Origin of the sequence: Streptomyces sp. NPDC060366, from assembly GCF_042725135.1 — a bacterium.
In the GTDB taxonomy this organism is placed as follows: domain Bacteria; phylum Actinomycetota; class Actinomycetes; order Streptomycetales; family Streptomycetaceae; genus Streptomyces.
This window is the reverse complement of the sequence record NZ_JBHXDC010000019.1, coordinates 112,939-134,400: the sequence shown is the minus strand read 5'-3', so window position 1 is coordinate 134,400 and position 21,462 is coordinate 112,939. Positions and strand designations below refer to the sequence as shown.

The following is a 21,462-nucleotide window of genomic DNA, read 5'->3' as shown; positions in this document are numbered from 1 at the left end:
GTCCTGTCGCACCGTAGGTTGAGCTATCTCACTGAAGTTTGAGCGGCAAAGAGGGCTGGTTTTCAGCGACGAGACAGGGCGACCAGTTCGTCGAGCGCTGGTTCTGGGCCGCCGTTGGCGAGGTTCGCGATGGCTGCCATAGGTGCGACCACTCGGCTCCAGGCATGGAGCCGGTCCCCATCGAGCTGGCACGCGGTCGCCACTTGCTGGCAACGGGCTTCGACGCCCTCGTGGCCAGCACCGGCCACAACGTAGTCCACGGCATCGAAGCATGGGTCGCCGACACATGCCTTGGGGTCGATCGCGATCAGACCGCGCGGCGGTCCGCCGTCCAGAACGTTGCCGAGGTGCAGATCGCCGTGCAGGAACACGAGCCTGGCCTGGCTGCCCAGCAACTTCTCACAGCGCTGTCTCGCCCGCTGCCACGCGGCCTGGTCAATCCGTGCGCCGATTGCTGGCTCGGACAGCCGTCGACCGATCCGGACGAATGCCTCGTCAAACCGGCCGCGCAGATCAAGTGGCCAGTGCACGGGTGCGGCCACGGTGTGCAATGCGGCAAGCAGTTCTCCCCACTGCTGCGGCAATGACCTCTGCGGCATGTCCTCCGCAATGGTGCCCGGCAGGACCTCCTCCAGCACCATCGCCCCTGCCTCCGCGTCGACAGCCAGTACAGCTGGCACTCGACCCGACGGTGCAAACACGCGCAGCATCTCTACCTGTTTGGTCAACAGTGCCCGATCTGGGCTGAGTTTGAGAACCGCAGGCGTGCCGTCAGGCCATTGACAGCGCAGAACGACAGAGGAGGCTCCGCTCTCGAAGAGTTCACCGAGCGCCAGACCCCACCCTGCGGCCAGCCGTGCAGCGAGGTTCGGAGCTTCAGCGAGCCACCCCTCGGCCTCGGGGCCGAATCGAGCGACCAACCGCGCGCCAACCTGTTCCATGTTCACCGGGGCAGCTTGCAACCCATCAAAGCCAAAACACCAACGGTTTGTTCAGGGCTCCAAGGGGCGCGGCCCGTGCCACTCAAACTTCGATGAGAATACTCAACCTTCCGTGCGACAGGACAGATGTCCCCCGATTGGCGCGGGGTGGCGCCTCACCTCCTCTATTCGAACAGGCGTAGCATTCCAGTCGTGGCCGAATACGACTTCCCCGACGATCTCCGTGATGCCCAACTGCGTCTTCACCAGGCCAGTGCCGCGTACCGGGCGCTGTGCCGGACCCTGCCCTGGTCCGTCGAGCCGGAGCCCGGGTGGGAGAGCGACAAGCAGCCCTACAGCGAGCGCCGGAACTCCATGGCCGCCGGCCCCGGCTACACCCCTGAGCAGAAGACGGAAGAAGCCCGCCTGCGCCGCGAGGTCCTTCAGCTGTCCACCGCCGTCTCCACGCACCCGTACTGGGGCACGCTGGAGACCGGCACCACGGTCGACGCCCGGATGGCACTCAAGCATGTCCACGACGGGGATTCACGGCTCGCTGACGCGGGCGGGAACGGACCTTCGCTCCACAGCGTCTGACCACGGACCGCCCGGAAGGACGCGGCAGCGCGGTTCGACGGCGGTGTCGAACGCCGGCGGCCACGGCACTGCCGAGTTCAAGAATCTGGTCGGGTGTTCGTGCGTCCGGCTCGTGGTGCGCGCCGGGCAGTGCGGGGTGAGGATCGGGTGTACGGGCGGCGGTCCGCCCGCCTTGTTCTCCCTAATGGCGGCCTGGCCGCCGTCCGGCCATGGAGGGTCGTATGCCAGCGCCGCCTCCAGCGCCATGTTGGTCGCCCACCTTCAGCAGCCGGTCTCCCCCGCCCCGGAGAAGACGATGGCGGACGAACCCGCCCCGGCCCCGGCCTCGGTGCCGCCACTGGAGGCGAAGGACGTCCTGGCGGCGTCGGAACGCTTCCTGTGGGCCGTGGCCGCGCCGGGGACGCGCCAATAGGGGGTTCGCTCACCTCCCTCGGCACCATCGCCAGCCCCAGCTCCTCACACACCTCGGTCGTCATCGCGAGGGTGTACAGCGTCCCGGCCGCCACCACATGCCGGTAGAGATGGCGGGTGTCCAGCGCGCCCCACTTCGGCTCACCGTTGCCGTCCCGGCGCTGCACACGGTTGAGGACCAGGCAGTGCTCAGGCAGGAGCGGGAAGCCGTCCCTGTTCGTCGTAGTGCCGGAACTCCGCGACCACAAAGGCCGGCGCCTTCGCGCGGCCACGGCCGACAACCACCGGGTCTCGGGCGACCTCGTCCTCGAGCCAGCGCCTAGCGCCCACAGCACGATCAGGGTCGCCTGCGCCGCGTCGGAGCCGTCGTCCAGGAGGTGACGCTCGATCCGGTCGGCGTCCGGTTCCCGCCGATGATGACCACTCGCTGCGCGTTCAAAAGTGAGTGACAAGGCCACGGAGCGCCCCCGGTCAACGGTCATCGGCTCGATCGAGAATCGCGCGGACGGCATGGTGACACCTTGGATGGCTCCGGGGCCCGCAGCAGCTGGCTGAGGGCCCCGGAGAAGAACGAACCGCGAACAACTCAGACGCGGCGGTTGCAGTTCAGGAAGTCACCGCTGGTGTTGTAGTCGCACACCCAGATCCGGATGTTTGCCTTGTCGTTGAAGTTCCACGACGTGGTGCCGCTGCTTCCCGTACGCGAGATGTACGGAGAGACGTGCCCCCACGCGCCGTTCACGAACTCGTCGTACTCCAGGACCAGCGCGGACCCGAGACCGTTCCCGGCAATGTTGTCGGTCAGCTTGACGGATGAGAAGCTTCCGTCGAACTTCGCCTTGCCGCCAGCCGTGCCGTCTCCCGTGTAGGTGTAGTACCCCGAGATCGAACTGTTCCCGGAGGTGCTCGAACCGGAGAGCTGGAGCGTGGCGGCGCTGGCGCTACCGGTCATCGCGAGAACCAGCATCGCGGCAATCGATGCCGCTGTGGCGATCATTCGCTTCTTCATGAGTTCTTCCTCCCGAATCGGAGCGGCAGCTCTGTTCGTGCTCGCTCACGAACCAGACTGGCTGGGAGGACGATCGGGGAACGACGTGATTTGACCTAGCCCGAATAAGGACAATCCGAAGATGCTCGGCGGCATGCCGCTACGTGTCCACTTCACCGCGGAAGACCTGACGCGCATCCGGCTGGCCAACGGTCCTGGCCCCATGCTGGAGTTGGACATCGCGTTGCGACTATTGCAAGAAGGAAGCCATCCAACCCGGTTCGGGGCCTGGCGCCGGGAATCGCTGCGCCGTCTGTCACCGCGAGTCAGGCGACTGTGCGACCTGATTCCGCCGACGGGGTGGACGGTGGAGTTCTTGAGCCACACGCACGCGGACAGCATCGATGAAGCACTGGACCGGGTCCGTGCCACGCCCGCTGCCCAGATCCGCAAGAACATGGAGACCTGGGCCGGCCGTATTCAGCGCCCCGTGCCGGCCTGGACGCGGTCGCTCGGCAGCGACCCTCAGCTGCTGCTGGAACTGGCCGATGCCGCCGCCCACGCGCACAAGCACGTCATCGACCCGTACCAGCAACAGATCGAGGCTCTCAACGGCGCGGACCAAGCGCTGCGCACTCGTCAGGCCGCTCATGACGGGCTCGGAGCCTTGTTGTCTGGCCTTAACCCACGGTTCATTCACTGGAAGCCGCCGGTACTGGAACTCACCATGGCCTCCGGCCTAGCGGGCGACATCCATCTCGCAGGACGCGGCCTACTCCTGGTTCCCTCCGTGTTCGGGGCGGTATACCCCGCGCTGGAGGAAACAGCCGAGCCCCAGCCGTGGCTGACCTATCCCGTCGGCCTCCGCGACACGAACCTGTTCTTGCCCCCTATTGACACGGCACGAACCCTCAGCACCATCCCCGATTCGCTGACCGCGCTCCTCGGCCACACACGCGCCGTGGTGCTATGGACCATCGCCCACCATCCTGGCTGCACCACAACCGAACTCGCTCGCCGCGCCGGTATCTCCCCGGCCAGCGCCAGCCAGCACGCAACCGTTCTCCGAACCGCTGGCCTCACCCACACCACCCGGCACCGCAACACTGCCCTCCACACCGTTACCCCGGCAGGCAGCAACCTCCTCGACACCGCCGCCTGACAGCCCCAGAAGGCGTCGGCACCTCTGGTCCTGCGTGGGCCCGCCGCCGCGAGCGCCGTGGCCACGACGCTTCGGCGACCAGTAGCCCACGGACTGCGGAGGCTCACCACCCGACTGCGGATACCGGGCTCCGGCCCGTGCTTCCGGCGCGGGCCGGGGTCAAGACGTCGCGGCGATCACCAGAGACACGGCGCGGCCCCGCCGGATCCTGGTCCCGTGAGGTTAGGTCGGCGTCACCCGCGTCGGCGCCAGCTCGTTGAACTCGGTTTGATCCATGATGTCCAGCTGGACGAGACCGAGATCGAACGCGCGCTCATGCTGATGGACACCATGATCCTGGACGGCGTGTCCGGCTTCCGCGACACCTACACCGACGCCGTCGAGAAGCTGATCCAGGCGAAGGCCGAGGGCAAGACCCCGGCCGCGCCGAAGACCGAGGCGAAGCGCAGCGGCCAGGTGGTCGATCTCATGTCCGCGCTGGAGGAGTCCGTACAGGCGGCGAAGAAGTCCCGCGGCGAGAGCGGCGAGGACGCCACGTTGCACGACATGCCGACCCGCAAGAAGACCACCGCGAAGAAGACGTCGAAGAAGGCCCCGGCCAAGAAGGCGGCGAAGAAGACCGCCGGCCGTAAGCCCCGCTCCGCATAGCCCGTTTCACCGTCCGCTCGGTGTTCGCCTCGCGTCCCGGCCTCCGCCGACAACGCGGGCTCGCCCGCGCCGTCGGGGAGAGACTCGCCCGGGGTCAGGTGCGGAAACGCGAGCGCCAGCCGCCCGCCTTCTGAACGGGCACTTCCGGGGCCTGGTCCGGCTCCTGGCGCTCGTTCACGGCCTGGTGCTTGCAGTCGTCGCAGAGCTGCGAGTGAGTGTCCTTCGGAGTGCCCCAGCCCGCCGCTCGGACTGCCTCCCACCGTTCGTCGGTGAACTTCCCCCCGCAGCCGGCGCAGACGGGACGACGGGCCTCGCGCTCGGCTGCCTTCTTCGCCGCCTGCTCTTCGGCCGCGCGCCGTACCTGTGCCTTGTACTCCTGATGGGCACGCCTGGTCTCTTCCCGGGCGCGGGTGTCGGCCGCCTCGCGGCGGGGGTTGCCGATCGCTTCCAGCAGGGGCTGCATGTGGTCGCGGCCGAAGCGGAGGAACGCCGGGCCGGCCGGGCCGTGTTCGCGGAGGTTGCGCAGCCCCGTCGCGATGATCGGGATTTTCCCGTCGTAGTGGTGGTGGCCGCCCTTCTGCCGTTGGCCCTCCCACAGGTGGCGGGTGAGGTCGATCAGGCGCGGGATCGTGTTGTTGGGGTTGCGGTCGCCGATGTGGTTGAAGACCAGGAGCACGGGCGGGTGGGCCTTGTCGCCGGACGAGGTGGCCGGGGCCGGCCAGCGGGTGCGCCACATCGGGCGTTCCTTGCCGTCGGTGTCCTTCACTTTCCGCCGGAGGAAGCGGGCGTACTTCTCCAGCTTGATGGTGAGTTCCTCAGCGCTCTCGTGGCAGTTGTCGACCTCGATGAACAGCAGCGGCACCTGGTCCTGCGGGGCGGTGAGGACGAGGTCGGCCTGGGCGCCGCCCTTGCCGGGTGTGTTCCAGGTGCCGGTGGCGGGCAGCGGGACCTCGGTGAAGTACGAGGCGATGGTGCCGGTCCCTTCGGGTGCGTCGACGGCGGCCTGGGCGGCGGCCCGGACGTGCGGCAGGTCGTCGGTGAGCTTGGCCATGTTCGGCTTCGGGCGCAGCAGTGCGATGACGGTCTCGTTGACGGCGATGGGGTGGGAGGCGCCGCTGGAGCCCGCGCCGCGCGCGGTGGTGCCCATGTCCGTCATCGGGCGTCGCAGTTCGTGGGAGGCGGCTTCCAGGCCCTTGAGGGTCAGGTTCCGCAGCGACTCCCCCGTCTGGGTGGAGCCGCCGTTCTCGGAGAGGCCGTGTTTGCGCATGTCGGAGAGCGCGCCGGTGTGTGAGGCGGTGCGGGCCTGCTTCTCCTTCGACGGCGGTTGCTTGTCGGCGTGCCGGAAGCTCAGGTGCGGGGCGCCGATCCGCTGGATCTGATCGGTCGTGGCGACCTTCAGCGCTCCGAGCACGCGCAGCACATCGCCGCGGGAGTTGTTCGTCGACCCGGCCGAGTTGGTGATCCGCTTGCCCGTCATGAGCTCTGTCCCTTCGTCGTCGCTCGCGGCCGGCGACCGGTCGACCGCGGACCGCGCCGTGCCTGGAAGTGCGTCGGGCCCCCGGACCCGATGATCTCCTCCTGTACTGACATCAGTAGGAGATATGAGGGTTGTGACGGTCCGGAATCCGCACCGATTGCCGCTCTGAACTGGGGTTTTTCCATGTCTCGGGGTGCCGGGCACCAAAGGGGGTTCCCCAGTGGCATCCGAAGTGGGGGCCGAAGGGGCCTGCCTGCGCGGATGGTCGTCATCGTCTGGTCTCCCTCGCTGCCCCGGCCGGGGCGTTGATCCGAAGGCAGCAGCGTGCAGAAATACCCCTTGTCCGCAGTCTGACGGCCCCCGGTAGCGAGACCGGTCCAGGACAAACACGGCGCGCACGGCCGCGCAGCGCACCCGGACAAGGGGGGCCAACGAAATGCGGACTCGCAGGGTGACGAAACGCTGTGGGCAATCACCGGATGGGGCGGCCTCAGGGGCCCGCCAACGCTCGCTGACCCACCCGGATGGGGCAACATGTTCGCGTGCTGATACGCAGACGAGACCTACCTGAACCGCCGTCGCCAAGCGACGACGACCCTGTCCTGGAACACGCCCTGACGGATCTCGCCTGGTATGAGCGTGCGCGTGATCGCGCCCGCAGATGGCATTGGTTCACCGAGTTGAGTGCCCTGCTCACCGGAGCCTCCACGGTAGTAGCCGCCGGCATCCAGGCGCCGCCAGCCGTCACTGCCACGCTTGCCGGAACGGCCGTCTTCATCGGCGGATTCCGACAGATCTTCAACCACACCGAGCGCTATGTGCTGGCCGCAGAGGCCTGGTCAAGGCTGCGCCTGGCGATCCGGCGTTATCGGCTCATCCCCGAGGCGGAGCGGGATGAGGTCAGCCGTCAGCGGCTGCTGGAGGAGGTCGAGGCGGTCGACGCGACCGAGTTGCAGGGCTGGGCTGCCAGCCGCCGCGGTGTGGCGCCCACCCCCATCCCGGGCGGCACCAACACCGGCAGCCAGCTGCCGCCTTCCTGAGGTGTCGCCGGCTCCTTTCATTTCCCTCGGTAGCAAGCGCGTTCAGCGGCCGGCTTCCGGCCCACGATGCGAGTCCGGTTGCTGGGGGTGGTGCGTCTGCTGGTCGTCCTCGTGGTGTGATGCGTTGGCGTCCTGACGGTCGGCATGCCGGGCTGTCCTCCTGCGCGACTGGTCGCCTGCCCGCGTGTAGGCGCCCTGGAGGCGGCGCAGCTGCTCGTCGGTGAACCCCAGCGCTTCCACGTCCGTACGCGACTTCTTCAGGGCCCGCAGTGCCGACAGGTCGACCGTCTCCCGGCGTTCGGCTTCCGGCTCCTGGTCGCCGCGCTCAGGGGCGGCGACCGGATGCGCGAGCAGCTGCTCGGGCATCGCCGCCTGCTGGTGCGCGGCAACGTCGTACGCGCGCCCACGCCGCGCGGTGGTGGTGCGCAGCTTCCCGCGCACCACCGCGGCGGCGAGGACCGCGCGGTCGTAGCGCAGTTGGACGCGGGGTATCTCCCACTCCCCCACATCCTCGCCCGGGGACCAGGGCGCGGCCGACGCGCCGGGATCGGCCGGCGGCGGTTGGTCCGGATCGGGCGCGGGAGTCGGCGGGCGGGTCGGAGGTCGGGCAGGGCCCACCGCGCGGTGTAGAGCCGGTAGTCCGACAGCAGGCCGCGTGTGGTCTTCGGCTCGCTGATGTCCAGGCAGTGCGCGTCGATGGCGGCGTCCACGATCCGGTCGTCCAGGCCCGGTTCGCGACGGCGGCCACGCAGGACGAGAGCGAGGTGGCGGCGCGCTTCGGCAAGCAGGTGCCTGCGGTGGAACCGGCCGCCGCCGTTCATCACGAACACCACCGCGGTGACGTCCACCGCCGCCAGCGCGACGTCGACCACGGTCGCGACCCGGGCCCGGATCGCGGCGGCCGCGGCGCGGGCACGCTCGAGGAGCGAGTTGATGATGTCGGCGGCCACCTCGGAGGTGTCGATCGCGCTCTGCTTCCAGTCTGCGCGCAACTGCGCGAGCGACCGGGAATTCTGCTTCTTGGGCGGCCGCGTCTTGTGGGCGGCCATCTTGTTCAGCTGGACGCGGGCCCGCTCGGAGACCTCAGGCAGGAACTTCAGCTCACCGTCGTCGTCGACGGCGGTGACGTACTCGGTTTCCAGCTCCTTGAGGCAGGCGGCGATCTGGTCGCCGCGCCGCGCGGTCCAGCGGATCAGCTCGTGCGGCACCCCGGCGATCTCCATCACCGGCCGGCGCCCGGCGGTGACCGTGCGCGGCTCGGTGGCCAGCCCCAGCGCCTCACAGACCTCAGCAGCCACAGTTTCGTTGTAAAGCGCCGACGCGGCGACGGTGTTCTCGAACAGAGCCTCCGAGTGGATCGATCCCCACTTCCCGTCCAAGCGCTGCCCCTTCACCGACAGCAGCAGATGGTCATGGAGCAGCGGCATACCCGACCGTGCCTCGTAGTGACGGAACCGGGCGGCAACCAGACCGCCGGGCGGCCGGACCTTGTAGATGCCGTCCTTGCCGTACCGGATGATCGCCACCTGGTCCTCGATCCACGTCAGCACCCTCCCGATCGCGCGCTCGTGCGCCGCCTCGATCACCTTCCGGGTCTTCTCATCCCCGAGTGCCCACAACAGGTAGATCGTCGGCTGCGGCCGGAAGACCAGGTCGACACCCGTGACCGTCACCCGGCGCCCGAGCGCGCCAGCCCTGAACGCCGCCTTCGGTGACGTGCCCGCGGCCAGCTGGTCGGCCTCGATCAGGTCCGCGTACGGGTGCCGGCCCCGCTCGCCGAACAGGTTCCGCAGCTGCGCCTCGGTGACGGTGTCCCCCGCCGTCAGGCCGAGCGCGGCCAGCCCGCGGCCCATCCACCGCCCGGCCGGAACCCCGGCCTCCTCCTGCGCCGTACGGAGCGGTGTGCGGGCCGGGCGGCGGCCGTCGCCGACGAGGACCTGGCGCAAGTAGTAGCGGTACATCTGACCGGCTCGAATGATCGCGATATCCATCATGAACACCACGCCACACGACCCCGACCTGCAAAAAACGCCGGTCAGCGTGACGTCCCGCCAGGCGGGAGCAGCAGCCCAACTCTCTTCACCCAGAGCCCGCCGGGCGGGAAGCGCCCCAGGCCGGAAGTAAATGTCATCGCTCTCCAGCGGCCCTCACGAATCGACCTGGACGACACCGACACGCACCACTGAGTGCCACCAAGTCCCTCTGAGTACCAGGGAACGCGCACCGCCCTACATCAGCCCCCGGCAACTGCCGACGTCCTGCCGACTTGGCTGTCCATGAGGCCGGTCGGGAGGGCTGGAGCCGGATTGTCAGTGCTCGCTTTTACTCTCATTTCCGACATTCGGAATAGTTCGACGGGAGTGGGTTCTCATGGATGTGCCAGGGTCTGAAGACGGTGGTTCGGACTGGGTCGCTGAGGCGTGGGCGGAGTCGGGTCTGAGTGGAGGCGATCCCGCGCGTCCGTTCGGGTACGTACTCAGCCCGCGCCGTGAGCAGTACGTGGCGATCATGGGGGTGTTGGAGCGGTCCGTCGACGAGCTGACCCCGGCGGGGGTCGTACGCGCGCTTGCGGCGCAGGGCGTCGTCATGCCGCTCGCGGTGGTCGTGCAGCGGCTGCGCGCGTTGTGCGACACGTTCCTGGCCGGGTCGGGGAGGCCGGACTCTCAGATCGAGCGCTGGAAGGAGCTGGACGGGGCGCGCTGGCGCTACAGCGCGACCCCCCGGGGCCGGCAGGTGCATCGCCTGTGGTCCCAGATGGTTGCCGAAGGGGTAGTGCAGCGGGAAATTCCGCTGGATGGTCTCGCTCGCATCCACGGCGCGCTGTCCGGTTTGGCCGGGGGCCAGGAGCTGCGTGAGGCCGAGGTGTCTGGGTTGGCCGGGCAGGTGTTCGTCGAGCACGACTTCCTCGATGCCGCGTTGGTGGGACAAGCGGACATGCTGGCCCGGCTCGCCCATCGCTTCGACCTCGCTCCGCAGGCGACAGTGGAGCTCAAGCAACTGATCGTGGAGTACGCCACGCACGTCGTGGTGCACATGGACCGGGCCGTGGCTCTCATCCACCAGCAGCTCTTGGGGCTTCGGCCGCGCTTCGGCGACCTCGCGCAGGCCAGGCAGGGGCAGTCCCATGCGGGGCCGCTGGTCGAGCGTGGCGTGCTCGCCCCCGCCCGGGGACTGCGCGTGGCGGACTGGGAGCAGTTGCTGGCCTGGTTCTCACCGGGCACGGGCAAGGCGGCCCGGTTCGGGCTGCAGTTGGTGCGGGCGATCCCGATGATGCACGCGAACCTGCGGCGGGATCAGAGTGTGTCAGGGCCCGGAACGATGCGGTCGAAGGCGTTGTCGCTGGCTGTGGCATGTCAGAGTCCGCGCTACGGACAGGCGGTGCTGCGCGCGTCGTTGGGCGACCATCCGTGGACGAAGCTCCACACCAGCGCCGAAGGCGAGAACGAGGGTGTGGGCGTGGTCTCGTGGCACGAGGGACCGCGGGTGCCGGCCCTGGCGCTGCTCAGGGCGACGGGTCAAAGCGGTCCGAGAGGGCGGGTCGCGCCGCGCAAGTCGCGGAAGGAGGCAGCGCGGGTGGCGGCCGCGCAGCGGGCGCAGCGCCAGGCCGAACTGCGGGCTGCCGCTGCTGAGGTGCTGGCCGGGGCGGGCCCGCTGTCGGACCGGGCGTGCCGGGCCGCGCTGAAGGCGGTCGTCGCGGCTGTGCAGGCGGCGGAGTGCGGCGGGTGCCGGACCGGCCGGGCGGGTGAGGTGGGTTGCACGCTGACCGTCGAGGAAGGGGCGGTCGGAAGGGTGGAGGGGTACCGGTGGTCGGTGCTGGTGCCTGGGCGGAGGGTCGTGTTCCATCCGCCGGTGGGAGCGGGCCGGGTTCCCGGTGGCCGCCCCGGCGGGCAGGAGCGGGTCGCGGTGCTGGTGGAGGCGGCCCGGTGAACGGGGTGACGCAGTCTCTGGTGCTACTCGCCGAGGCGGCACGTGATGAGGCCGGTCATAGCGAGGTCGCGGAGCTGGCCCGGCGCCTGGGGGTACGGACATGGCTGGTGGGCGGGCGTGATGACCACCTGATCGAGGCGGTGCACCGCAACGCGGGTGCACTGCGTGAGGTGTACGGGGCGGTGGGGTGGTCCCTGGCGGTGGAGCCGGACCTTGTCCGGGTGCACAAACCCGGCACGGCGGCGGGCGTACCGGTGGACGAGGGACCCGCGCCGAAGGGGGTCTGGTTCTGGCTGACGGCCGCCGCGCTGGAGTCGTTGCCGGAGAGGGTGGGGCTCGGGCAGGTTGTCGCGGCGGCGCGTGCGGCCGCGGCGGAGGCCGAGGTGAAGGTAACTCAGTCAGGTCCGGAACGGGCGGCGTTGGTCGGGGCACTGGCGATGCTGCGTGTGCGCGGGCTGCTGGAGGAGATCGAGGGGCGGGTTGAGGCGTTCCTTGAGGAGGAGGATCCGCCGGTTCTGCTGAGGGTGCATCACGGGCGGCTGCTGCACCTCCAGCCCCGGGATGTCGCTCTGGACGAGTACGGGCAGTGGGAGACGGATCCGGGCAAGGATCCCCAAGGGTGGCTGGCAACTCTGCACAGACCGGCAGACCCTATGGTGCGGGTGTGCGGGATGCTCGTCGACCAGGCAGCGGTGCACGCCTGCGATCTCGCGGACGAGGAGCGGCAGTGGTTCAGTGACCGGCTGGCCGACGAGGGCTGTGTGGTCGCGGAGGCGTTCGGGCTGCGGGTGGAGCATCGGGTCGAGGGTGCCGCCTTCGTCGTACCGCAGGGGGCGTACTCCAGCGAGAGCGAGCTGGGTCCGTTCGTCTTCCCGCACCGTCACCGCAACCGCGGGGGCACCGTCAGGCATGCCGCGCTGCTGCTCGTCGACCATCTCGTCGGTGAAGGCGAGCGGGGTGGGGCCATGGCGCCGGGGCCGGGGTGGTGCGGGGCTCGTGCGGCGGAGGTTGTAGACCGACTGGGGGGCCTTGCCGTGCGACACGTCCGCTGGGCGCAGGAGTACCGGGATCGACCGGAGCGTCTGGCTCACGATGTGCGGGACCTGCTGGAGCCGTCCGGTCTGCTGCGGGTGGTGGGCGGTTACGACGACTGGTGGTGGGTGTCGCCTGCGGCAGCCCGCTGGACGGTGGTGGCGGACGACGTGTCCGTTCGCGGCGCCGAGGAGGAACAGTGAAGGACCTGGTGGGTCATCCCGAGCGTTTGACGCGGCGCTGGCACCTGGTCGGCGCGGGTGTGGACAACGTGTGGCACTACACGCGGGAGGTGCTGAACTGCCCTTCGGGCAGGTGCCTGCTGCGGGGGTCCAACGGCACGGGGAAGACGACGCTGCTGGAGGGCTTGTGTCCGTATCTGCTCAACCCCACTGCCGGGAACCTGAGTTCTGGGAAGAACCGGGCGACGAGCCTGGAGTCGCTGATGAAGGGCGGCAGTCCGGGCCGGCGCCGCTTCGGGTACCTCTGGCTGTCGTTCGCCTCGCCCACGGACCCGGACGGCTCCGGGCAGGAGCATGCCCACTACGGTGTGCGGCTCGAGTACGCGCAGGGGTCCGGCCCGAATGCCGTGACGCATCTGCCTTTCCGGGTTCCGGTGATCCCGGGGGACGACCTGGAGGATCTCAGCCAGTTGGGCAAGCAGGAGTTCACCGACTGGGTCACCGCTCACGGCGGTCAGGTCTTCGCCCGTGACGACGACTACGTCGCCGACCTGGCCCAGCGCGTCTTCGGATGCGGTCCGGACAAGCTCAAACGGCTGGCACGGAGCGTCAAGAAGCTACGTAACCCGGGGCTGCTGACCGGTCTGACCCCGGCCGACGCCGCAGCCGTGCTGCGAGGTGTGCTGCCGCGGGTCAGTCCTCAGGTCATGCGGGACGCGGAGAACGCCCTTGTCTCCGTGGAAGCGACCCGGGTGCGGTACGTGCACGCGCAGAAGACCACCGCCCTGCTGCAGGACCTCTCCGATGCCTGGATGCACAGTGCGGCCCAGATCATGCTGGTGGAGGTGGAGAAAGCCCTGGCGTGTGGGGCTCGCGCCGCCCAGGCGCAGGAAGAAGCAGCCCGGAGCACGGAGCAGGCGGGGGCGGCCGACGAGGAGTTGGCGGGCCTGTCAGGCCGGGTGGCGGAACTCGCCGCCAGGGAAGGGGAGACAGGAAGCCGGGCAGGGGCGCTGGAGGCCGATGCCGCCTCCTCCGACATGGGCCGGGCCGGTGAGAGGGCCGAGAGTTCCGCAACCGAACACGAGCGGAACTGCGAGCTGCTGGAAGTACGCCTCGACGCGGCAGCCTCGGATGCCGAGACACTTCAAGCAGCGGGCGAAGCTGTGCTGGGTCTGGTCGAGTCGGCCCGCCGCACCTGCGAGAGCGCCGGTGTCCCCGTCGCCATCGGTGCGCCGGTGTCGGTCAGCCGGACCGATGGTCCGCCGGTCGTGGTGGGTGACGCCTCGTTCCGCGCGGTGGCCGCGGTGAGCGCACGCACCGAGCGGGCAGTCCTGGACGAGGCCATGCAGGCAGTGAGCGACGCGCAGACGTGGCAGCGCACGAGGAGCGAGCAGGCCCATGTGCTCGTGCTCGCCCATGCCGATGTGGAAAACGCCGAAGGAGCCGCAGCCGAACAGCGCGGTGAGGCCCTGCGGGCGGCGGACACCGCGCGGCAGGCGGTACTGCGGCATCAGACCAACCAGGAGCGGGTCCGCGAGCGGATTCTCGCGCTGAGCACCGAAGTACAGATGTGGACGGCGGGCTGGAGTGCTCTGCTGCGTACGCCGCTCCTGGACGCTGACACGGTCATGGCCGACGCACGGTCCTGGGTGCAGGAAGCGGAGGGCGCCGGGGTAATCCGTGACGCCAAGATGCTGAGCCGTACGCTGGCCGCTCACGCGGAGGGCGGGGCGAGCCGTGCGCGCTCCCGAGCCTCCCACCACCAGCAGCAGGCTGGCATTGCGTCGGCGGCCGCCGCGACCGCGGCCGCGGTCGCTGAGCAGTGGCGGGCGGGCCGCCTCCCTCCGTTTCCGGGGCCGTGGTGGCTGGAGGCAGCCGAGGATCCGGACGCTTTCGCCTGTGCCGTCGACTGGAACGCCTCGGCCCCTGCCGGCCCGGCACGTGATGCGCTGGAAGCCGTAATCGCCGCCACCGGGCTGCTGTCCGCCGTCCTGACGGATGAAGGGGCCACCGCCACAGGAGCAGGCTGCGGGTGGCGCGTGCTCTCCCGCGGAGATGCGCTACCGGCGCACGAGTCCCTGGCATCGGTTCTCACCGTCGTGCCTGGGCATCCCCTTGCCGCATCAGCCGCGCGTGTCCTGGACCGCATTGCCTACCTGCCCACCGCTTCACAGCCACAGCCCGGCCACGAGCAGGCCGCGCTGGTCATCGGAGCCGACGGAACCTACCGCGCGGGACTGCTGGTCGGCCGCCTGCCCGGCATCGCATCCGGGCAGGCCACTGTCGCCTCCCACATCGGGCTGCAGGCGCGGCGGGCCGCCGCCCGGCGCGCCGCCGCCGAGGCCCAGCGCACCTGTGAGCGGTGGCAGCGGGCCGCCGCTCACCACCTGCGCGCGGCGCACCAGTTGTTGGCCTACGCCGAACAGATCCAGGCGACCGCCCAGGACTTTCCGCACCTGGCCCTCGAAACGACGGCGGACGCGGAGGCGACACGCGCCGAAAGCGCCGGGGCCGCGCACGATGCCCACGTCCACGCCGCGCAACTGGACCGGCTGGCTCAGGAACTGGAAGCAGCACACCGCGGCGCTCGTGCGCAGTGGCGTGCGCGCGCAGCCGCAGTCGGTCTTCCCGACTCCATCAGGGAGGTCAGGGACGAAGCGGATGCGGCCTGCCGACGGGTGGACGTGCTGGAGGAGGCCGCCCGGCAGCTCCGGGAGGGACACCAGTACGTGGCGGGCGTCGCGGCGGCAGCCGGGCGGGCTGAGACAAGTTTGCTCAAGGCCCGGGAGAGCATCACCAAGGCGCAGGCCAGCTTCGTGCGGGTGCGCGAGAGCGCAGCCGCGCTGGAAGCGTGCCGGGAGCGCAGCGGCCAGAGCGACATCGATCTGGCCCGCGACCTGGCCGGGGCGAAAGAGACCCACGCCCAGGTGTCGCGGCAACTCGTCGAAGCCCGTGAGCAGTTCACCCGGGCGACCGGGGCCGCGGCCGCGGCGCGAGAGAAGTGCGTAGCTGCGCAGCGCAGGGACGAGGAAGCCCGCCCGGCCGCGCAGACCGCCGCGAGCCGGGTGCGGCACCTGCTGAATCTGGGCGGGCTAGCCGAGGCCCTGGAGTGGCGGGGCAGCGAACAGGTCCCTGAACAGGAGCTGTTCGCCGGTCTGCGGGACCGTCTGAAAAGCGTGGCACCGGCGTCACGTTCCCTGGACGCGTGCTCGGACGCCCTGCGGCTGCACCTGGCGGGTGAGAGCGATGAGGGGTGGCACCTGGCCTACGGGGACGCCCCTCATCCCATGCCTGCCCACCAGTTGATGCTCGCCGGGCGGCGGCTCGCGCCGCCGCAGGCCGCGCGGGAAGCAGCCCTGCGGCACGAAACGGCGCTCGCCGCCTACGACTCGGCGGACGCCGACGCGCTGGAGGAGTTCGTCCTCAGCCGGATTCCCGACGCCATCAGCACCGCGTGGGTCGATCTCCAGGACTGGGTGAAAGAGACCAACGGCCATATGCGGCTGGCCGCCGCGTCCTCCGGCGTCGGCGTGCAGATCAAGCTCAGTCTGCGCAAGGACCTCAGCCCCGCCGTGGCGACCATCCATGAGCTGACCTGCAAGGTCAGCTCCGCCGACCGCAGCCCTGAACAGGAGCGGAGCGTCGGCCAGGCCCTGCTGGCCGTCATGCGTATGAGCGATGCCGGGACGGACCGCACCACCCGGCCGCACGACCTGAAGCAGGCCGGCCGGCTCGACGCGGCCATCGACATCCGCGACTGGGTCACGATCACCTACATGATCACCAGGCCGGACGGAAGCCAGGAACGGTGGGGCGCGCCCGGGGTGACCATCTCACAGGGCGAAAGCAGACTCATCGTCCTGGCACCGATGCTCGCGGCACTGGCCGCCGAATACGACGATCTCCCCTCCCACGCGGCCCGCCTGTGCGCCCTGGACGAAGTACCGGGCGACGTCGACGAGAAGGGACGTGACGGCATCGCCGCCTACACCGCCAGTCTCGGCCTGGACCTGATGTGCACCAGCCACCACTGGGACGGCTCCCCCGGCGCCTGGGACGGCGTCGACATCTACGACCTGGAAAAGACTCCCGACGGAACGGTCGTCGCCGAGCCGATGCACCTCTACGAACACTCTCTCCTGGAGGCAGTCGGCGACCTGTTGCCGCAACCTGCCGGCCCCCTCGAAACCGTGGACGAGCGGTGAGCACCGGGCAGTGCCCCGACGGCCTGTGCTCCGGCGGGGCGTGCCAGGGCGCCTCACTCGGACCTCTGCTGAGCCCGCAGGTGATGTGGCTGTGGGAACAGCTCGCCAACAGGGCCGACAAGCGCGGCGATCCGGACATGACCAGCGGCTCCGTGACCATCACCGCCCCTGTGCCAACTGCCGAGCGTGCCGCTGTCCTCGGTCTCCTGGGCACGCACGCGCTGCGCCCCGGACAGAGCCGGAGAGTCGACCTGCCCGACCTCACATCCCATGTCCGGCGTCGCGGGCCCGCTCTCACCCCGGGCGCCGTGACCGCCCACGCCGTGCGCCGTCCCCTCGGCGAGAACGCGGCCGCCAGAGCCCGCGCGGCAGCCCGCACTCAGTCCCTACGCAGTCTGCACACCCTCCTGACCGAAGCCCTGCCCGAAGACGCCCCGCTGCGCCCACCGGAAACGGCCTGGGCAGACCTCCAGCGCAGCGGATGGGTCTCGCGCATCGTGCAGCACCCCAGCCCCGAACTCCTCCTGCGCGCGATGGCACAAGTCCTTGCCCGGCTCCCCGCCTACGGCCGGGCCGACCGCCGTCTCCTGGCCCACACTGCCACCGGCGATCCGCACGCCATGGACGCCGGAAGTGAACTGGGCGGACTGGTCCTCGCCGAAGCGGCCGGTTGCGGGGCACTGGACCCAGGACTCAGCCGGCGTGCGGCCTGGGACAGGATCGGCGTCGACTGCGACACCCTCACCGGCGGCCTGCTCAGCCTCAACGTCCTCCCCGAAGGCTGGCAGGTCCCCGCCGGCGAACCGGTCACCCTGCCGCCCCGGACACTCCAACGAGCCCGCTGGCCCTCAGCCGAGACCGAACACCCCGCACACAGGTGGGTGTTCGTCACCGAGAACCCGTCGGTCCTCGCAGCGGCCCTCGACCAGCCGGGCCACGACCGGCCGATCAGACTGCTGTGCACCGTGGGCACCCCCTCAGCGGCGGAACTCTCCGCACTGCGCCAGTTAGCCGCCAGCGGCTGGCAGATCGCCGTACGCGCCGACTTCGACACCGCAGGCCTGGCCCACGTGAGGGCCGTACTCGACACAGTCCCCGACGCGGAGGTGTGGCGCATGACGGCCGCCGACTACACCGCGAGCCTGCACCCCGCCCCCCTCACACCCAGCGCCCTGGACGCCGGACGTATCGGCGACACGCCCTGGGATCCGCAGCTCGCCACCGCCATGCACGCGTGCGGTCGGCCCGCCTACGAAGAAGCCCTCATCGACCAGCTCCTCCGCGACATGCGCCAAGGCCATCCGTCCCAGAGCGCCGACAATCTGACCAGTCGTGACCGCTGCCCATCGGCGGCCCGGGAGGACATCTCAGTCGGCACGTCATGAGAAATCGATTTCTCCCGTCGTTTCAACGAACAGCACCCCGTATAGGCACCCACGCACTTCGGACCCCGATAGCCACGCAGGCCATACCTCTCTGGGCGCATCCTCGTTGATCACTCGCGGAGTGGATGTACCAGCCGGTGCGCCGCCAGCCTGACCGAAGGGCGCGTGCCCACAGCCAACGGCCCGCTCGGCCGTCTCCTCATGAATCTGAGTGCCGCCCCGCCCCGCGGCGCTATCCGCCGACGAAGGCTGGCCGGCTGTGTGCCGGGCTCGCCCTACAACCGCCCGAAGCCGGCCCCCGCCCGCCGCGATTTCCCGTCGCGGGTGGGCGGGGTGACCCTGAACGGGTCCGGTCAGCAGCCGTTGAGGACTGACGACAGGGCGCTCTTCTCCGTGGAGTCGACGGTGAGGCCGTAGTAGTGCTTCACCTGGACCCATGCCCGCGCGTAGGTGCACTTGTAGGCCGTGCGCGAGGGCCACCAGGTGCCGGGGTCCTGGTCGCTCTTGGACTGGTTCACGTTGTCGGTGACCGCCAGGAGCTGCGGGCGGGTGCGGTCGTTGGCGAACGATTCGCGCTTCGACGCGGACCAGTTGTAGGCGCCGGAGTCCCAGGCTTCGGCGAGCGGGACGAGGTGGTCGATGTCGACGTCGGATGCGGCGGACCAGGTCGCGCCGTCGTACGGCGAGTACCAACTGCCACTGGTGGCCGAGCAGGACGAGTTCGTCACCACGCCCGTGCCGTCGCGCTTGAGGATCGTCTCTCTCGTGTCACACGCGCCGCTGATCGTGATCCAGTGCCGGAACAGATCACGGTTGTAACCCGTGCGCGAGTGCTCCGTCGTCACCGTCAGCGACGACAGGTAGGAGCGGGCCGTCGACGCGGCGATGGGGGTGGGCAGAGCAGCCTGGGCGGGGGTGGTGCTCAGGAGCGTCGCGACCGTGGTGACGGCGGCGATACCGGTGGCGAGTACGCCACGGCGGGCGGTGATGCGCATCAGGGATCTCCCGGGCTCGGGGACGGACATCGTGAGGAGCGCCCCCATCGTGACGGCCCCCGCTCTATGCGGGTAGACCGCCTACGTGAAATCCGGGTGACGACACGTCAACCGGCGGGCACCCGGCCCGGTACCACTGATGATGCAGGGGAGTTGGTCGAGTCGACGGCGACCGGAAGGGAGCGGGCCGCCGTTGCACATCACTACGGGTTAGGGGGCATCATGTATCCGTATTCGGGGGGTGTTTGCTGTGGCCGTTCGGAGGCCGTCTCGGCAGGAGATCAATCGGCGTCGGGGAAGTGCGGGGTTCGTGGGGCGCCGTGGGGAGCTGGCGGTGTTCCGGGAGACGTTCGCGCGGAATCCGGAGGAGGTTGATTTTCCATATCTGTTCCATGTGCACGGCAACGGTGGGGTGGGGAAGTCGACTCTCGTGCGCCAGTGGGAAGCCACGGCACGTGAACAGGCCTCCGTGGTCACCGCGTTCGTCGACGACGAAGTGCACGACCCACTCGAGGCGATGGAGACGATCAGCGCCCGGCTGAGCCGGCAGGGGCATCCGCTGAAGAAGTTCGACAAGCACCTGGTCACGTACCGGCAGCGCCGTCATCAGGCGGAGAGCACAGTGCCGGTGCAGCAGCCGATCGCGGGTGAGGCGGGTGCCGGGGAGGCCGTTCCGGCGTCACCTTCGAGCACGGTTGCAGCTCAGGTCGGGCTGGTGGGGCTGGGGATGCTTCCCGGGTTCGGGGCATTCGCCGGGGCGGTGGATCCGGGGCAGGTCGCGCTGGGGGCGGACCGGATGCGGGCGATGCTGAACACGCGGCTACGCAGTCACGATGACGTGCAGTTGGTGATGAATCCGCTGGCGAACCTGGCGCCTGTGTTCCTTGAGGAGCTGGCCGAGGTGGCGGAGCGGTGTGAGCGGGTGGTGCTGTTCTTCGACGTGTACGAGCGGACCGGGCAGATACTAGATGCCTGGTTACGGAGCATCATCTTCACCGAGGACCACGGCACTCTGCCCGTCAACGTGCAGATCGTACTGGCCGGCCGGTCACACCTGGCCCCCCTCGTCTGGGGCGACCACCTGGGGCAGGTCACCGAAGTGGGCCTGGACGTGTTCACCGAGGACGAAGCCCGTACTCTGCTCGCCACCCACGGCGTCACCGGCGAAGAAAACATCGAGCTGGTCCTGCGCCTGTCAGGGCGACTACCGCTCCTGGTCGACATGCTCGCCCGCAGTGGTCCGGGCACAAGTGCCACTGTCACAGACCCCTCCGAGACCGCGGTCGAGAGGTTCCTCAAGTGGGAACCGGATCCCGAGCGCCGCGAAGCCGCCCAAGCGTGCGCACTGCCCCTGCAACTGGACGAGGACATCTACCAACTCGCTGTGCCCGGATCCGCCGCTGACGGCTACCCGTGGCTGCGAGCCCAGGCCTTCGTCTCCCACCAGGCCGGCCGCTGCCGCTACCACGACGTCGTCCGCGACACCATGCTGCGCCTACAACGCGCCCAGTCCCCCGCCCGATGGCATCAACAGCACACCCGCCTCGCCGATGGCTTCGAACGATGGCGACAAGAGATGGAAGCCGGACTGGGCACCGACACCGACGGGTACTGGGACGACGCAACTTGGCGCGAACACCGCCTCAACGAGACCTACCACCGTCTGTGCGCCGCCCCTCGCACCGCACTGCCCGACACCCTCCTGCATGCCGTCCAGGCCACCGACCACGGCATAACCACCCTGCGCCGCTGGGCACAGCTCATCGGCCAGGCCGGACGCGACACCGAAGTCCCTGCTCTCACCACCTGGGGCCAACGCCTTGAAACCGCCGTAGAACAGGAAGCAGGGAGCATCGCCGTACTGACGCTGCTGCTGACCGCACCCGAACTCGACACTGATGCCCGCGTCCTGGCCCACACCGTCCGGGCCCGCGACTACCGGACCGAAGGCAACTACGACAAAACCCTCGCTGATTACGATATGGCCCACCGACTGGCGCCGGCCACCGCACGAGTCCACGCCGCCCGCGGCGAGACCTACCAGCTCATGGGGCGCTACGACGACGCCCTCACCGACTTCAACCACGCCATCCAACTCAACCCCACCTACACGTGGGCCATCGCAGGCCGCGGCCAGGCCTACCGGTCTCTTGGCCGCTACGACGAAGCCCTCACCGACCACAACCACGCAATCAACCTCAACCCCACCCACGCGTGGGCCATCGCAGGCCGCGGCCATACCTACCAGCTCATGGGCCGCTACGACGACGCCCTCACCGACTTCAACCACGCAATCAACCTCAACCCCACCTACGCGTGGGCCATCGCAGGCCGCGGCGAGACCTACCAGCTCATGGGGCGCTACGACGACGCCCTCACCGACTTCAACCACGCAATCAACCTCAACCCCACCCACGCGTGGGCCATCGCAGGCCGCGGCGAGACCTACCGGTCTCTTGGCCGCTACGACGACGCCCTCACCGACCACAACCC

16 protein-coding genes and 1 pseudogene are annotated in these 21,462 nt (G+C 69.6%); 10 read left to right on the top strand and 7 right to left on the bottom strand.

Translation table 11 applies throughout. The annotated features are described in order from the left end of the window. Positions 1 to 62: 62 nt before the first annotated feature. Positions 63 to 941, bottom strand: coding sequence for an aminoglycoside phosphotransferase family protein (locus ACFWHU_RS32415; protein WP_387229317.1), 879 nt, complete (start codon positions 939 to 941; stop codon positions 63 to 65). Between the two features lie 192 nt (positions 942 to 1,133). Here ACFWHU_RS32415 and ACFWHU_RS32410 point away from each other — a divergent pair, with 192 nt between their 5' ends. Continuing rightward, on the top strand, positions 1,134 to 1,517 hold the full coding sequence (locus tag ACFWHU_RS32410) for a hypothetical protein (RefSeq protein WP_387229288.1): 384 nt from the start codon (positions 1,134 to 1,136) through the stop codon (positions 1,515 to 1,517). Positions 1,518 to 1,761: 244 nt separating this feature from the next. Then, complete coding sequence (locus ACFWHU_RS32405; protein WP_387229321.1) at positions 1,762 to 1,929, top strand: hypothetical protein; 168 nt, start codon at positions 1,762 to 1,764, stop codon at positions 1,927 to 1,929. Between the two features lie 28 nt (positions 1,930 to 1,957). Here the strand turns inward: ACFWHU_RS32405 and ACFWHU_RS32400 are convergent. Further along, a pseudogene (locus ACFWHU_RS32400) lies at positions 1,958 to 2,410 on the bottom strand (relaxase domain-containing protein); the annotation flags it as partial. A gap of 104 nt (positions 2,411 to 2,514) precedes the next feature. Continuing rightward, positions 2,515 to 2,937 carry a hypothetical protein gene (locus tag ACFWHU_RS32395; protein ID WP_387229286.1) on the bottom strand — a complete coding sequence of 141 codons (423 nt, stop codon included), beginning with the start codon at positions 2,935 to 2,937 and terminating at the stop codon, positions 2,515 to 2,517. Between the two features lie 121 nt (positions 2,938 to 3,058). Here ACFWHU_RS32395 and ACFWHU_RS32390 point away from each other — a divergent pair, with 121 nt between their 5' ends. After that, positions 3,059 to 4,078 (top strand): ArsR/SmtB family transcription factor, encoded by a 1,020-nt coding sequence (locus ACFWHU_RS32390; protein ID WP_387229284.1) that lies wholly within the window; start codon positions 3,059 to 3,061, stop codon positions 4,076 to 4,078. A 267-nt stretch (positions 4,079 to 4,345) separates the two neighbouring features. Next, the gene (locus tag ACFWHU_RS32385; protein WP_387229283.1) at positions 4,346 to 4,726 is read left to right on the top strand and encodes a hypothetical protein; all 381 of its coding nucleotides are present in this window, start codon (positions 4,346 to 4,348) and stop codon (positions 4,724 to 4,726) included. Positions 4,727 to 4,820: 94 nt separating this feature from the next. On the opposite strand, the gene ACFWHU_RS32380 is transcribed toward ACFWHU_RS32385, so the two are convergent. Further along, positions 4,821 to 6,203, bottom strand: coding sequence for a replication-relaxation family protein (locus tag ACFWHU_RS32380; RefSeq protein WP_387229281.1), 1,383 nt, complete (start codon positions 6,201 to 6,203; stop codon positions 4,821 to 4,823). Between the two features lie 542 nt (positions 6,204 to 6,745). Here ACFWHU_RS32380 and ACFWHU_RS32375 point away from each other — a divergent pair. After that, complete coding sequence (locus tag ACFWHU_RS32375; RefSeq protein ID WP_387229278.1) at positions 6,746 to 7,243, top strand: SLATT domain-containing protein; 498 nt, start codon at positions 6,746 to 6,748, stop codon at positions 7,241 to 7,243. A 42-nt stretch (positions 7,244 to 7,285) separates the two neighbouring features. Here the strand turns inward: ACFWHU_RS32375 and ACFWHU_RS32370 are convergent, their stop codons facing one another. After that, positions 7,286 to 7,609: a hypothetical protein gene (locus tag ACFWHU_RS32370; RefSeq protein WP_387229276.1), complete on the bottom strand. Its 324-nt coding sequence runs from the start codon at positions 7,607 to 7,609 to the stop codon at positions 7,286 to 7,288. Beyond that, on the bottom strand, positions 7,501 to 9,237 hold the full coding sequence (mobF, locus tag ACFWHU_RS32365; RefSeq protein ID WP_387229274.1) for a MobF family relaxase: 1,737 nt from the start codon (positions 9,235 to 9,237) through the stop codon (positions 7,501 to 7,503). Before mobF ends, ACFWHU_RS32370 begins: the two co-directional genes overlap by 109 nt. A gap of 376 nt (positions 9,238 to 9,613) precedes the next feature. Here mobF and ACFWHU_RS32360 point away from each other — a divergent pair, with 376 nt between their 5' ends. Genes ACFWHU_RS32360 through ACFWHU_RS32345 form a run of 4 tightly spaced genes read left to right on the top strand, consistent with a single transcriptional unit; the run spans position 9,614 to position 17,974 of the window. Then, positions 9,614 to 11,170 carry a DUF2397 family protein gene (locus tag ACFWHU_RS32360; protein WP_387229271.1) on the top strand — a complete coding sequence of 519 codons (1,557 nt, stop codon included), beginning with the start codon at positions 9,614 to 9,616 and terminating at the stop codon, positions 11,168 to 11,170. Between the two features lie 5 nt (positions 11,171 to 11,175). Beyond that, a complete protein-coding gene (locus ACFWHU_RS32355) occupies positions 11,176 to 12,405 on the top strand; it encodes a DUF2398 family protein (RefSeq protein WP_387229269.1) in 1,230 nt (409 codons plus the stop codon). Continuing rightward, on the top strand, positions 12,402 to 16,589 hold the full coding sequence (locus tag ACFWHU_RS32350) for an SbcC/MukB-like Walker B domain-containing protein (RefSeq protein ID WP_387229267.1): 4,188 nt from the start codon (positions 12,402 to 12,404) through the stop codon (positions 16,587 to 16,589). Before ACFWHU_RS32355 ends, ACFWHU_RS32350 begins: the two co-directional genes overlap by 4 nt. Beyond that, positions 16,586 to 17,974 (top strand): DUF2399 domain-containing protein, encoded by a 1,389-nt coding sequence (locus tag ACFWHU_RS32345; protein WP_387229265.1) that lies wholly within the window; start codon positions 16,586 to 16,588, stop codon positions 17,972 to 17,974. The genes ACFWHU_RS32350 and ACFWHU_RS32345 overlap by 4 nt, the downstream gene beginning before the upstream one ends. Positions 17,975 to 18,327: 353 nt before the next feature. On the opposite strand, the gene ACFWHU_RS32340 is transcribed toward ACFWHU_RS32345, so the two are convergent. After that, the gene (locus ACFWHU_RS32340) at positions 18,328 to 18,972 is read right to left on the bottom strand and encodes an HNH endonuclease family protein (RefSeq protein ID WP_387229315.1); all 645 of its coding nucleotides are present in this window, start codon (positions 18,970 to 18,972) and stop codon (positions 18,328 to 18,330) included. Between the two features lie 331 nt (positions 18,973 to 19,303). Between ACFWHU_RS32340 and ACFWHU_RS32335 the strand changes: the two genes are divergently transcribed. Further along, a partial coding sequence (locus tag ACFWHU_RS32335; RefSeq protein WP_387229313.1) for a tetratricopeptide repeat protein occupies positions 19,304 to 21,462 on the top strand: 2,159 nt, incomplete at its 3' end.

What these genes read in the sequence shown, in the direction of transcription:
- ACFWHU_RS32415 (WP_387229317.1), bottom strand. Translation starts at nt 941, where the DNA reads ATGGAACAGGTTGGCGCGCGGTTGGTCGCTCGATTCGGCCCCGAGGCC.
- ACFWHU_RS32405 (WP_387229321.1), top strand. Translation starts at nt 1,762, where the DNA reads ATGTTGGTCGCCCACCTTCAGCAGCCGGTCTCCCCCGCCCCGGAGAAG.
- ACFWHU_RS32395 (WP_387229286.1), bottom strand. Translation starts at nt 2,937, where the DNA reads ATGAAGAAGCGAATGATCGCCACAGCGGCATCGATTGCCGCGATGCTG.
- ACFWHU_RS32390 (WP_387229284.1), top strand. Translation starts at nt 3,059, where the DNA reads ATGCTCGGCGGCATGCCGCTACGTGTCCACTTCACCGCGGAAGACCTG.
- ACFWHU_RS32380 (WP_387229281.1), bottom strand. Translation starts at nt 6,203, where the DNA reads ATGACGGGCAAGCGGATCACCAACTCGGCCGGGTCGACGAACAACTCC.
- ACFWHU_RS32370 (WP_387229276.1), bottom strand. Translation starts at nt 7,609, where the DNA reads ATGCCCGAGCAGCTGCTCGCGCATCCGGTCGCCGCCCCTGAGCGCGGC.
- mobF (WP_387229274.1), bottom strand. Translation starts at nt 9,237, where the DNA reads ATGATGGATATCGCGATCATTCGAGCCGGTCAGATGTACCGCTACTAC.
- ACFWHU_RS32360 (WP_387229271.1), top strand. Translation starts at nt 9,614, where the DNA reads ATGGATGTGCCAGGGTCTGAAGACGGTGGTTCGGACTGGGTCGCTGAG.